The sequence below is a fragment of the Vibrio sp. 2092 genome, assembly GCF_033339635.1.
GTDB lineage: Bacteria > Pseudomonadota > Gammaproteobacteria > Enterobacterales > Vibrionaceae > Vibrio > Vibrio alginolyticus.
Window position 1 is genome coordinate 19666 of record NZ_JAWOUY010000028.1, and the last position, 12517, is coordinate 32182.

Consider the following 12517-nt stretch of genomic DNA (forward strand, 5'->3'; position numbering starts at 1 on the left):
TTCCCTGTCACTTAAAAGAAGCTCTGGTCAATAAATACAATGTCACCAGGTTCAACGTTGCGGTGCATACTGACCCCTTCCATCGTTTGACCTGTTTTATGCTTGGTGAGGTTAATGCCTTTGCGTGAGGCTCTGTCGGTCAAGCCACCTGCTAGAGCGATGGCCTTCTCTATGGTTAACCCTGGACGGTACTCAAATCCACCAGGTTTCCTGACTTCGCCATTAACGTAAAACAGACGAAAGTTATTGATGGTGACCATCACTTTTGGATTGATGAGATAATCGCCTTTTAAGCCCGTTTCTATTTCGTACTTGAGTTGTTTTGGTGTTTTTTTGATTGCTTTGATTCGGCCAAGGTAGGGGTAATCAAAATAGCCATCTGACGTTATTAGAATATTTTTAATCGTAAGATCTTCTTCACCATAGACCTGCACGGAAATGGTATCGCCAGTATCGAGTAAGTAATCTTCCTCGTTTGAGTCAGCGTTGACCAAAGTGCTAAATAGCAACAACGCTACACTCATGAATTTGATGAATGCCTTCATTAATAATCCTTTTTACAGAGAAAACTGTGCGCTTAAAGTCCAAATGTTTTGTTCGAAGCTATAACCCGATCGGCTAGAGTTTTTATCTTGGTATTGCCAATCGGCTTGCAGCTGTATCCAACGTTTGATCTGATAATCGATACCAAAAGATAGAGTGTACCGATCGTCGTTTCTGGAGATTCCCGTGTAATCATCTTGTTGATAAACAGCACCTAAGCGAGTTGCAAGGTAACTATTCCAATCGTGCTTGAGGTTCAGTCGGTAACGAGTTTGTAGGTTGTAATCGCCATCTTGATCGGGGTTAACCGCCGCCTGAGTGGTTTTCACGCTGACTAGAGTTTGTTCTTGAGGCAACCATTCAAAGCCGATATCCCAACTAAAGCCTTTAAATGTCTCTCGTTGAGCGCTGTCAAAATCTTTGATTTGATAACCGAGTCGAGCGATGCCTTTGGTTTTTCCTGTAACTTCCCATTCGGCACCGGTGTAATAGAAACTGGTGTTGTTATCTTTCGATGGCTGCGCAGAATTTCGGTGCTGATACTCGGTTATGATTTGGTTTGTTCCGACTAACCAATAGGTTCTTGGCGTCGCTCTTAAATAGAACTCCAAATGTGCATTGGGAGCTCGAAAATCGTTGTATTTAGTTTTAGCGTTTGGGCGCCCAGGCAAGCCGTCACGATAGTTTTGATAGGTTTTATCACTATAGCCTAAACCGAATTCGAGTCTGCCTTTGGCACCGTTAGATCCAAAGACATAATTGGTTTTTACATCGTTACGGTTGAACTCTATTGGTGAGTCGATTGCGCTACCATTACCTTCGGTAATATCTTCTCCTCGAACTTCATGCTGGGCGCGAAAACGGTAATCAACCACTAAACGATGACGATGATTAAATTCGAAAAAGTTGGAAAACTGAAAAGTGTGGTCGTCGAAGTCGTTGCGATCGTCAGATGAAAAGCCCGCTTTTAACTTATATAAAATATCTGCGCGATAGCGATTCCGTTCTATACGTGCTAGTAAGCTTGGTTCTATACCCCAAATATTGACCGATTCTACATTGCCGGATTTTTCCGCTTTATTGATGTTGTCATCTCCCTCGTAGAAAGTTTTTACGAGGGGAATCAACTCTATACCAGACTCGGTTTGGTAAGCCATCGGTTCTGCGAGCAAGTCAGTAGAAAACAGACTCAATGTTATTGCCATTGTCAGTTTCTTCATAATCTTAACCTTAGTAAGCGTTAGCACCAGTGAAGCCTTTGAAAACGGTCATAAAGATGATTTTGATGTCCATCCAAACCGACCAGTGGTGGATGTAATCCAAATCAAACTCGACTCTCTTTTCCATTTTTTCTAAGGTGTCTGTTTCGCCGCGATAGCCATTAATTTGCGCCCAGCCAGTAATGCCTGGTTTTACTTTGTGACGTAGCATGTATCGGTCAACAATCTGGCGATACTCTTCATTGTGCGCCACGGCATGAGGGCGTGGACCAACAATAGACATGGTCCCTTGCAGTACATTGATAAATTGAGGCAGTTCGTCCAAAGAGGTGCGACGTAGAAATCCGCCAAAAGGCGTAATACGAGGATCGTTCTTTGTCGCCTGTTTCACGTTGGAACCTTGATCCATGGTTGTCATTGAACGGAACTTCCAGACTTCAATCTTGCGTCCATCAAGACCGTAACGATGTTGTTTAAAGATGACAGGGCCTTTAGAAGTTGCCTTAATGCCAATCGCAATGACGAATAGAATAGGGGCGATTAAGACCAAAATAATGCTCGAAAACAAGATGTCTTCAAACCGTTTTACCCAAGAAGAAATTCCAGCAAAAGGTGTATCAAAGACACTTAGTGTTTGAACTTGGCCGATCTGCGCCCAACGAGAATGTAAAAGGTTATAAGTGAAGAAGTCGGGAATCAGATACGTATTTGCGGTGGTATCTGAGAATTGGTTAAGAAGTGACGCAATGCGCTCTTTTGCGTGCATTGGCATCGCGATATAGACGTAATCTACTTCCCCTTTTTTAGCTCGCTCAAGGGCGTGGTCAACAGCTCCTTTAATAGGATAATCAGAATTTGGCAGTCTGTCGGAAGATCGTTCGTCGTAAAAGCCATCAAAAAGCACGCCGTGTTCTGTGTGGTTTTGAATTTCGTTAGCTAGGGTAATGCCGTGAGGAGTTTGGCCGATGATGATCGCAGTGCGAGTGTTGAATCCTTTTTTTCTCAAATAGGCTAATCCGGTACGGAATGTTACTCGCCATGCTAAAAGCAGAGCGGGCGTAATCGCAAACCACAGCGCTAAAATTGTGTTATCAAATAAGGTATGGACTTCAGAAAAATACAGCACAATAAAGATAAGTGCAGAAGTCACCGCCCAAGCAACACAGACAATAAACATCTGCTCTTTAAACGAACTGGTTCGCCAAGAGCGATACAGATTGCCGCTTTCTGCCATAAATAGAAAAGAGATGCCTCCAACGAAAGCCAATATGACGTAATCTTTCCCCATCGCAGTATTCATGTCTTTGAACACTAAAAGCAGCATAAAAGAGACGATGACAGCAAGATCTGAGATGCGATATAAAAAAGCGAACTCCATCTCATGAGAGCGGATAAGTCCTTTTTGTTTCATGACTCAGTTTCCCTTCTGACACGCTACCGCCCTTGGGTGTCTTCCCCAATTGCCGTGTCGTGAACGTTATTAGTAGTTAGTGCACAGAGCATTCTGTGGAATGCTGCTGAGTTTTTTGTCACGTGTAATTTCGTTGATAAGTGTAAAAATTTGCGTTGTTGAGGTAAGTGGAAATAAGAATGATATTTAGCCCTTTGGCTAAGTTTGGCGGGTTAGGAAAAAGCTGGTACTTACTTATGAGGGATGAGGAAAAGTATTAAAAATGAAGTATCAGTACAAAGACAATGGTTTATGTGAGGGTAGAAGAAACGGGTGATTTGATTCGTTCACGATTAATGATTTAGTATCGAATTGCTGATATTTATTAAGATAAAAAAATCCCTCTCAAGTGAGAGGGATTTTTGAGTAAGGACGAATGAACTATTCGACTTCTACGCCGTTTTCTTTGTATAGGCGGCGGCATGCGCGACCATCACTGTGGAACAGGTGACAACGATGAGCTGGAATACCGATCTCGATTTTATCGCCAGTGTCGACTGCAAGCGTGTCCGGCTGACGGAAAATAACGTCGGCGTCCGCGCCTTCTAGATTTAGGTATACTTGAGTTTCGTTACCTAGCTTCTCAACAATCATCACTTCACCGTGAATACTTGCATCAGCTTCAGAAGCGGATAATAGGTGCTCAGGGCGAATGCCTAAAGACATTCGGTCGCCGCGGTTAACTGTTGTACCATCCACTGGAATCCAGAAAGATACGCCGTTAGATAGTTGAACTTTGACGCGCTCTGCTTCTACTTCATCAATGAACACGCTCATGAAGTTCATTTTCGGAGAACCGATAAAGCCAGCTACAAAGCGGTTTTGTGGGTAATGGTAAAGCTCAAGCGGCTTACCAACTTGCGATACATAACCGCCGTCTAGTACAACGATTTTATCTGCCATTGTCATCGCTTCTACCTGATCGTGCGTTACGTAGATCATGGTACAACCAAGTTGGCGTTGTAGCTTAGTAATTTGTGCACGCATGTTTACACGCAGTGCCGCATCCAAGTTTGATAGTGGCTCGTCTAGAAGGAATACATTTGGCTGCGATACCAATGTTCGGCCAATCGCCACACGTTGACGCTGTCCACCAGAAAGTGCTTTTGGTTGGCGCTCAAGCAAGTGGCCTAGTTGTAGGATTTCTGCTGCTTGTTCAACACGCTTGTCGATTTCTGCTTTGTCTGCTTTTGCTAGTTTCAAGCCAAATGACATGTTGTCATATAAGTTAAGGTGCGGGTAAAGAGCGTAAGACTGGAATACCATACCAACACCACGTTTGGATGGTTCGACGTCATTCATGCGCTGGTCACCAATATACAAATCACCTGAAGTAATGTCTTCAAGACCGGCAATACAACGTAAAAGGGTAGATTTACCACAACCTGATGGACCTACGAAAACAACAAATTCACCTTCGTTGATTGTTAGGTCTACGTTCTTAGAAATCAGTACGTCGCCATACGCTTTACAAACATTTTTTAACGTGACACTCGCCATGTAGCTCGTCCTCGATCAATTTTTTATTATTCACCGCTCATCATTATATGAATTATCTAGCGAGCAGTAACAGTAGGAATCGGTAAGTTCTTGCGGTTGGTAAGAAAAGTAGGGTAGCACTTCAATAAAATGTCCTGAATAGAAGTGCTACCCATCATAGCCAAGTACGAGTTTCTCTCCCCCACATTATTCGTATTGTCTCCCCCGTGAAATAATTACCACAAACAACACTAATAATGACATTCCACTCGTCTGGCAATGCAAAACCAGCAAATCTTTTTCCTAATACGTAGGCACTGCTGGGAAAGGGTTCTTACCATCCACTCTTGGATGACTGCAGTTTCTAAGATTGTGCGTAGTGCGACATCCTCCTAATAGAAATAATTGTAGGGGGAGTAGAAAGGGAGGAGTAAAAAAGGAGGAGGAAGAAAGCAGTTGGTCGGAAATCACATTATTGCACCACCTAAAGTTGAAACCGATCACAGGAACTATCCATTTTGTGATTTGAGTCTCTTACCCTTGGCGATTTAGATCACGAAAATACGTCATAATTGTAAGGGCGTAGGGATTAGGAGGATGAGACATATTGGATTATTTCAGATGATATATGTCGAAATACGGCTGAACCTCAATGGACTAGCCCTACATCAAAAATATAAAAAGGATACGAACATGAAAAAGTTAAGCGCTGTAGCACTAGGTACTCTTGTTGCTTTGGGTTCTTTTGGTGCTAATGCTGCCATCGAAGAAGGACAACTTACTATCTGGATCAACGGTGATAAAGGCTACAACGGCCTTGCTGAAGTTGGTAAGAAATTTGAAGAAGACACAGGCATTAAAGTGACTGTGGCTCACCCAGATGGCCTTCAAGACAAATTCCCTCAAACTGCAGCGACTGGCGACGGTCCTGATATCGTATTCTGGGCTCACGACCGTTTCGGTGGTTACGCAGAAGCTGGCCTGCTAGCAGAAATTAAACCTTCTAAGAATATTCAAGAAGGTATCGTTGATTTCGCTTGGGATGCAGTACGTTACGACGGCAAATTGATCGGCTATCCAGTTGCGGTTGAGTCTCTATCTCTAATCTACAACAAAGACCTAGTTCCAAACCCACCAAAGTCTTGGGAAGAGGTTGCAGCATTAGATGCAAAACTTAAAAAAGACGGCAAGTCTGCAATCATGTGGAACCTAAAAGAACCGTACTTCACTTGGCCACTAATGGCGGCTGATGGCGGCTACGCGTTCAAATACACTTCTGAAGGTTACGATGTTAAAGACGCTGGTATCGCGAAAGAAGGCGTTAAAGACGCAATGAGCTTCGTAAAAGGCTTAGTTGATAAAGGCGTAATCTCTGCGGATATGGATTACTCCGTGTCTGAGTCTGCGTTCAACCAAGGCAAAACAGCGATGACGATTAACGGTCCATGGTCTTGGGGCAACATTGAGAAGTCTGGCGTTAACTACGGCGTGACTACGCTACCTAAGTTCCAAGGTCAATCTTCTAAGCCATTCGTTGGTGTTCTAACGGCTGGTATCAGCACTGCGTCTCCAAACAAAGACCTAGCAGTTGAGTTCATTGAGAACTACCTACTAACAAACGATGGCCTACGTATGGTTAACAACGATAAGCCTCTAGGTGCGGTAGCACTTAACTCGTTCCAACGTGAGCTAGATTCAGATACTCGTATCGCAGCAACAATGGACAATGCGATGAACGGCGAAATCATGCCAAATATCCCTCAAATGAACGCATTCTGGGGTGCGGCTAAGAACGCAATCATCAACGTAGTTGACGGTCGTCAAACTGTCGATGCAGCTCTTGCAGATGCAGAAAAACAAATGACTAAATAATTAAGTAAGACCTTTTTAAGGAGGGGGCAACTCCTCCTTACTTTTCTATATTTATTCTATATTCGCTAGCAGGTTCCCTATGCAGTCAGTTCAAGGTACAAATGCTATGACAGCACCAGAAGCCAGCCTTCCGAGCAGCAAAAAAGTGTTCATGAAATGGTCACTTTTAGGCACAGTCGGCATCATCAATGGCTACGCAACAATCCTTATGTATTCTCGCGGTGAGATTGCGTTTGCACTACTTACGCTCATTCTTACCGCTTTAGCGTTGTTCATCTTTGGTAGTAAAAAGACGTACGCACACCGTTACATCTACCCTGGTATAGCAGGGATGATCCTTTTCATTCTTTTCCCTTTGGCGTACACCATAGGTTTGGCGTTTACCAACTATAGCGCGAAGAACCAACTCTCTTTTGATCGCGCTCAGAACGTACTTTTGGACCGAACTTACCAAAGTGGTGATAGCTACCCGTTCACTTTGTATAAAACGGAGCAAGGCCATCAACTTGTGGTTGAAAAAGATGGTGAGCTACTTGCAAGCCCGACTTTTCAGCTTGATAACCTTTCAGCATCGGAGTTTGATCTTTCACCAATTGAAGAAGTAACGGGTGAAAAAGAATCAATCAAGGCGATTGTTAAGAACCGCAGTGCGTTGAGCAGTGTCGATTTACATTTGCCAAGTGGTGATGATATCCGCATGAGTGGGCTGCGCAAATTTGCTGCAGTTGTACCTTTGTACACATTACAAGAAGATGGTGAAACGCTTTACAACAACCGGACTGAAGAAACGCTACGTCCAAATATGGAAGTAGGTTACTACCAGCCTGTCGATGAAAACGGTCAATTTGTTGGTAGCACAGTGTCACCAGGTTTCGTGGTGAACATTGGTACCCACAATTTTGAGCGTGTTTGGAAAGATGATGGTATCAAAGAGCCGTTTATCAGTATCTTTATCTGGACCATTGTTTTCTCTGCGCTAACCGTATTGTTTACGCTTGTTATTGGTCTTGTCCTTGCCAGTGTGGTTCAGTGGGAAGCACTTAAAGGTCGCTCAGTTTACCGTTTGTTGCTAATCCTGCCTTATGCAGTTCCGGCGTTTATTTCTATCTTGATCTTTAAAGGTTTGTTTAACCAAAGCTTTGGTGAGATCAACATGTTGTTGGAAGGCTTGTTCGGCATTAGCCCGGCTTGGTTCTCTGATCCGTTCATGGCGAAAACCATGATCTTAATTGTGAACACTTGGCTTGGTTTCCCTTACATGATGATTTTGTGTATGGGCTTACTAAAAGCGATTCCAGACGATTTATATGAAGCATCAGCAATTGATGGTGCGAACTTTGTCACGAACTTTACACGTATCACACTACCAATGATGTTGAAGCCATTAACACCATTGTTGATCGCGAGTTTTGCATTTAACTTCAACAACTTCGTACTTATCCAGTTGTTGACTGGCGGTGGTCCAAATATGATTGGTACATCAGAGCCTGCGGGTTACACCGACCTACTAGTAAGTTACACCTACCGAATCGCATTCGAAGGTGCTGGCGGTCAAGACTTCGGCCTAGCAAGTGCGGTAGCAACGCTTATCTTCCTATTGGTTGGCGCATTGGCACTTATCAACCTACGCGTAACTAAAGTAGCTCAGGACTAAGGAGAAATTACAATGGCAATGGTACAAGGTAAGTCATTAAAGTATCGTGTTTGGGCTACTCATATTGCAATGTGGGCATTCTTGGCACTGATTATTTTCCCTTTGCTGATGATCATCGCGATTTCATTCCGTGAAGGTAACTTTGCAACGGGTAGCCTGATCCCAGACAACCCAACACTTGATCACTGGAAATTGGCATTAGGTTTCTCGGTGACTAATCCAGACGGTACAGTTACACCGCCACCATTCCCAGTAATGACATGGCTGTGGAACTCGGTAAAAGTGGGTGGTATTTCTGCAATCCTAATCGTGGCGCTATCAACCACATCGGCTTACGCGTTTGCTCGTATGAAGTTCAAAGGTAAGAACACCATTCTTAAAGCGATGATGATCTTCCAGATGTTCCCTGCGGTGTTGGCACTGGTTGCTCTGTACGCGTTGTTCGACAAACTGGGTCAGTACATTCCTTTCCTTGGTCTGAACACGCATGGCGGTCTGATCTTCGCTTACTTAGGCGGTATCGCACTGCACGTTTGGACCATTAAAGGCTACTTCGAAAGTATTGACTCGTCTCTAGAAGAAGCAGCGGCTCTTGATGGTGCTACACCATGGCAAGCATTCCGTTTGGTATTGCTGCCACTGTCTGTGCCAATCCTAGCGGTAGTCTTCATATTGTCGTTCATCATGGTAATTGGTGAAGTTCCTGTAGCGTCACTACTGCTTTCTGATGTAGACTCGTACACACTTGCAGTGGGTATGCAGCAATACCTATATCCACAAAACTACTTGTGGGGTGACTTTGCCGCAGCTGCTGTACTTTCAGCAGTGCCAATCACTGCCGTATTCTTACTTGCGCAGCGCTGGTTGGTTGGTGGTCTAACCGCTGGTGGTGTGAAAGGATAATCTCTTGTGGTCTGAGATTGATAAGAATAACTAGAAAAGGGCGACCACATGGTCGCCCTTATACTTAGCACGGATATTACACTTTTGGTTTGGCCGCCGATCAGTAATATCTTGGCTTTTATTGGCGTTACGCATAGCTGGCTGTTAGCTTAGTTCCTTACGATTCAATCACTAACAGTTTTTGTAACCATAACCTGAGTTTAGACTCAGGTTTTTTTATGCCTGTTAAAGGCAATTTTGCAATAAGTAGACAGAGACTAGCGGCTTTGCAATGGATTACACAGGGCTTGAATAATGCCCTGCGTAGCACTTCACATAAATAACTAGAGCTTAGTAAAAAGCTAAATTGAGGTAGGGAAGGAAGAGATTAAAACTCTCGGCTGGAAGGTGCGCATCCAACGTATTGAAGCAGCGTGTACAAACTTTCTTGCTGCAGTGCGACGCGACGAAATAGATTAGCAAAGGTAACGTCACCGCCAAAGCAAGTTTGAATGTAATGATTAATTTCTGTTTCGTTATACCCCTCGACGTACATGGTTCTCACCCACTGGTACTCGACCGCTTTTAAATTGGTCAACGTCTCTTCACTTAAGGTCGTTTCTTTTAGTCTCAAGATCCAAACTCTATCCAACTCTAAAATAATGGATGGATTTAAGCAAAGCTAGGTGAAGGATTTATGACAGAGAAGGGCGAGCGTGAAACAAATGGCAAAACCATGATGTTGCTCCACACTCTGGGTCTAGGTAACGTTGAGGTACTTAATAGCGTTCTTAACGGATGCCAGTTACTTGAGATATTTAACGTGTGCTTCCATTTCTTCCCCAATCTCTTTACGCATGTTCATAAGACGGATAGCGGATTGCTCTAAGGCTTTGTCTTCATCTGACTCTGGAATCCATTTCGGTACATCGGTTGGTTTTCCGTTTTCATCTACAGCAACCATGATAACGATACAGTGAGTGGTGAGTCTGTTTTTCATTTGCTTTGGATCACTAGCTTGCACGTCAATCGCAATGTGCATTGAGCTTCGTCCGGTATAAATGACTTTCGCGCTAACTTCGACTAAGTTGCCGACATGAATCGGCGCAACAAACCGAATGCCGCCAGCATATGCGGTAATGCAATATTTACCACTCCACGCTGCAGAGCAGGCGTACGCTGCCAAGTCGATCCATTTCATTACGGCGCCGCCGTGCACTTTTCCGCCAAAATTTACATCGCTGGGTTCTGCTAAAAAGCGAAGGGTAATGTCTCTTTGACCACTGCTCATCTGTCTTTCCTTGATGGGTTATTGTTTTCCCAATTTAGCAGCAAGATGAATTTTCGGGAATAGCGAATGAAACAAAATATTAACTTTTATTCGAACGCTGGAAGTGACAAGCCACAGCGTAGTTCTGTGGCTTGGGGTGTAGATGTTAATTGGCGGTAGAGGCAATCTCAGAATTGGATAATGGTTTTCTCTGTCTTACTTTTATTTGCGACAAGATAACGCCAGAGATGACTAACAACCCACCAATAATGTGGTAAGCGTAAATTTTCTCACCAATTAGTGTTGAAGCAAGTATGACGGAAACCACAGGCATTAGGTTCATGAACATAGCACTTGAATCAGCACCAATTGAATCAATCGCTTTGACCCACATCAGCGGCGCGAAAATGGAAGCAGCAATACCAGCATAAGCGATTAATGGTAGCGCGTCTTGGCTTGGTAACAGTTGCTCACTAGAGAGCCAAAGTGGTGTGAGCATCAAAACAGAAAAGAAGCCCTGCATGTAAACCAGAGTCAAACTACTGAATGGCATTTTCCAGCGTTTTAGCAGAACACAATAAGCCGCGTATACCATGGCAGCAACGAGCATTAAGCTGTCACCTTGCGTTAAGTCTTGATGTAAAAAGTAAGTGATATCACCGTGACCAAGCATAAATGCCAAGCCGCCGAGCGAAATGACACCACCGACGATACTTAACATTGATATAGATTTACCGAGCAATGGGACACTTAAAAACACACTGATCAAAGGAACTAAAGAGGTGATCAGGGCCATATTAGAGGCCGTTGTTGTTAAACCGGCATAGTATCCAAGTGACTGGTTGAGAACCATACCAAGTAACGCAAGAAACGCCAACTTAGCTATGTAAGGTCGAATAATGTGTCGTTGTTTGATGATTGCAGGCAGGCAAAATGGCGTTAGGAGTACCATTGCGACAAACCAACGGTAGAAACTCATCGCACTTGGTTCAATGGCGCTCGCAGCCATCTTGTTCACAATTGAGTTACCACCCCAAATCATAACGGTGAAAAACGGAAGTAAATAAATCATGAGAACCCTATAGCACAATTATTGATGGCGCTAGTCTGGCAGGTCTTTATAATAAAAAGTATCTCTTAAAAGACATCGTAAGCGATAGGAAGACAATTTTGAAAAAGAGCGCCAGAAATCTTCACCCCTCCTTATCAATCGATCGTGCGCCATCAGATGTATTTATGAATTTCGAAGCGTTTCTCTCTAATACAGAAACACGAATTCATAGCCACCCTTGGGGGCAAGTGCAACTGATCAGCGGTGGGATTCTGGAGATGGATGCAGAAGACACAAGATTTCTAGCACCTCCACATCTTGCTATTTGGGTTCCCGCCGGAGTTCGTCACACTAGCTACAACCGTAAGCCAATCGAATATTGTTCTTTGAACATTGCCCCTGAATTGACGGCGCATTTTCCAACCAAAACCAGTTTAATCAAAGTCACCCCCATCGTTTCTGCCATCATTGAGGACTTTCGTCAGCGTGACATTAACGTCGCGCAGAGCGATGAAGACAAACGCTTGGTGCGAGTGTTGTTGGATCAACTGGCGAAACAAGAAGTGGAACATCACTTTTTACCGACAACCGACAACAAATATCTTCAGCCAATCTTAAAAGCAGTAGAAGAATCGCCAACCGATGAAATTAGTTTGGCGGAGTGGGCGGCAAAAGTGCATACTACAGAACGCACGTTAGCGAGACATTGCCAGAGTGAGTTGGGCATGAGCTTTACTGAGTGGCGCTTACGTGTGCGATATTTACATTCTATGGAGTTGCTGCGTAAAGGGCAGACCGTAAAAGAAGTCGCTCTGACGTTAGGTTATAACCAAGCTAGCCCTTTTATCGCGATGTTCAAGAAATACTCCGGCATGACACCGGAGCAATACAAGAATCGATTGTTGTAAAAGTGTAGAGTCTATTTTAAAAAAATTGACAATGCGCTGTATGATGACCGACTCGAAAAGCTGATGGTATTGGAAAGACTTACGTCTATCTTGTGTCAGATTGAGTCAGAATTATAACCTTGAGAATTCGCTTTATTATTATTGCTTTACAACATGCCTGTAAGATTCTTTAGATGATACAATGTGCT

At 43.7% G+C, this 12517-nt stretch carries 11 protein-coding genes; 4 read left to right on the forward strand and 7 right to left on the reverse strand.

Features of this window, described 5'->3' with window-relative positions:
* Positions 1 to 11: 11 nt before the first annotated feature.
* The 4 genes from R7P80_RS27590 to malK all read right to left on the reverse strand — a co-directional run bounded on the left by R7P80_RS27590 (position 12) and on the right by malK (position 4713).
* Positions 12 to 545 (reverse strand): polysaccharide biosynthesis/export family protein, encoded by a 534-nt coding sequence (locus tag R7P80_RS27590; protein WP_005375265.1) that lies wholly within the window; start codon positions 543 to 545, stop codon positions 12 to 14.
* A 12-nt stretch (positions 546 to 557) separates the two neighbouring features.
* Positions 558 to 1763 (reverse strand): outer membrane beta-barrel protein, encoded by a 1206-nt coding sequence (locus tag R7P80_RS27595; protein ID WP_225492166.1) that lies wholly within the window; start codon positions 1761 to 1763, stop codon positions 558 to 560.
* 10 nt (positions 1764 to 1773) lie between these two features.
* Complete coding sequence (locus tag R7P80_RS27600) at positions 1774 to 3174, reverse strand: undecaprenyl-phosphate glucose phosphotransferase (RefSeq protein ID WP_033906767.1); 1401 nt, start codon at positions 3172 to 3174, stop codon at positions 1774 to 1776.
* A 420-nt stretch (positions 3175 to 3594) separates the two neighbouring features.
* Positions 3595 to 4713 carry a maltose/maltodextrin ABC transporter ATP-binding protein MalK gene (gene malK, locus R7P80_RS27605; protein ID WP_005375271.1) on the reverse strand — a complete coding sequence of 373 codons (1119 nt, stop codon included), beginning with the start codon at positions 4711 to 4713 and terminating at the stop codon, positions 3595 to 3597.
* A gap of 672 nt (positions 4714 to 5385) precedes the next feature.
* Here malK and malE point away from each other — a divergent pair.
* The 3 genes from malE (at position 5386) to malG (ending at position 9121) form a co-directional block, all read left to right on the forward strand.
* Positions 5386 to 6564 carry a maltose/maltodextrin ABC transporter substrate-binding protein MalE gene (gene malE / locus R7P80_RS27610; RefSeq protein ID WP_005375272.1) on the forward strand — a complete coding sequence of 393 codons (1179 nt, stop codon included), beginning with the start codon at positions 5386 to 5388 and terminating at the stop codon, positions 6562 to 6564.
* A 79-nt stretch (positions 6565 to 6643) separates the two neighbouring features.
* Positions 6644 to 8218 (forward strand): maltose ABC transporter permease MalF, encoded by a 1575-nt coding sequence (malF, locus tag R7P80_RS27615; protein WP_005375273.1) that lies wholly within the window; start codon positions 6644 to 6646, stop codon positions 8216 to 8218.
* 12 nt (positions 8219 to 8230) lie between these two features.
* Positions 8231 to 9121: a maltose ABC transporter permease MalG gene (malG, locus tag R7P80_RS27620; RefSeq protein WP_005375275.1), complete on the forward strand. Its 891-nt coding sequence runs from the start codon at positions 8231 to 8233 to the stop codon at positions 9119 to 9121.
* A 367-nt stretch (positions 9122 to 9488) separates the two neighbouring features.
* Here malG and R7P80_RS27625 read toward each other — a convergent pair whose 3' ends face one another.
* The 3 genes from R7P80_RS27625 to R7P80_RS27635 all read right to left on the reverse strand — a co-directional run bounded on the left by R7P80_RS27625 (position 9489) and on the right by R7P80_RS27635 (position 11442).
* Positions 9489 to 9734, reverse strand: coding sequence for a hypothetical protein (locus R7P80_RS27625; protein WP_005375277.1), 246 nt, complete (start codon positions 9732 to 9734; stop codon positions 9489 to 9491).
* A gap of 171 nt (positions 9735 to 9905) precedes the next feature.
* The gene (locus tag R7P80_RS27630; protein ID WP_005375279.1) at positions 9906 to 10391 is read right to left on the reverse strand and encodes an acyl-CoA thioesterase; all 486 of its coding nucleotides are present in this window, start codon (positions 10389 to 10391) and stop codon (positions 9906 to 9908) included.
* 145 nt (positions 10392 to 10536) lie between these two features.
* Entirely contained in the window at positions 10537 to 11442 is a 906-nt protein-coding gene (locus tag R7P80_RS27635) for a DMT family transporter (RefSeq protein ID WP_225492168.1), read from the reverse strand.
* Positions 11443 to 11540: 98 nt separating this feature from the next.
* Here R7P80_RS27635 and R7P80_RS27640 point away from each other — a divergent pair, with 98 nt between their 5' ends.
* Positions 11541 to 12329: an AraC family transcriptional regulator gene (locus R7P80_RS27640; protein ID WP_025768515.1), complete on the forward strand. Its 789-nt coding sequence runs from the start codon at positions 11541 to 11543 to the stop codon at positions 12327 to 12329.
* Positions 12330 to 12517: the final 188 nt, after the last annotated feature.

Excerpts from the sequence above, each read along its gene's own strand:
- R7P80_RS27590 (WP_005375265.1), bottom strand. The coding sequence starts at position 545 with ATGAAGGCATTCATCAAATTCATGAGTGTAGCGTTGTTGCTATTTAGC.
- R7P80_RS27595 (WP_225492166.1), bottom strand. The coding sequence starts at position 1,763 with ATGAAGAAACTGACAATGGCAATAACATTGAGTCTGTTTTCTACTGAC.
- R7P80_RS27600 (WP_033906767.1), bottom strand. The coding sequence starts at position 3,174 with ATGAAACAAAAAGGACTTATCCGCTCTCATGAGATGGAGTTCGCTTTT.
- malK (WP_005375271.1), bottom strand. The coding sequence starts at position 4,713 with ATGGCGAGTGTCACGTTAAAAAATGTTTGTAAAGCGTATGGCGACGTA.
- malE (WP_005375272.1), top strand. The coding sequence starts at position 5,386 with ATGAAAAAGTTAAGCGCTGTAGCACTAGGTACTCTTGTTGCTTTGGGT.
- malF (WP_005375273.1), top strand. The coding sequence starts at position 6,644 with ATGCAGTCAGTTCAAGGTACAAATGCTATGACAGCACCAGAAGCCAGC.
- malG (WP_005375275.1), top strand. The coding sequence starts at position 8,231 with ATGGCAATGGTACAAGGTAAGTCATTAAAGTATCGTGTTTGGGCTACT.
- R7P80_RS27630 (WP_005375279.1), bottom strand. The coding sequence starts at position 10,391 with ATGAGCAGTGGTCAAAGAGACATTACCCTTCGCTTTTTAGCAGAACCC.
- R7P80_RS27635 (WP_225492168.1), bottom strand. The coding sequence starts at position 11,442 with ATGATTTATTTACTTCCGTTTTTCACCGTTATGATTTGGGGTGGTAAC.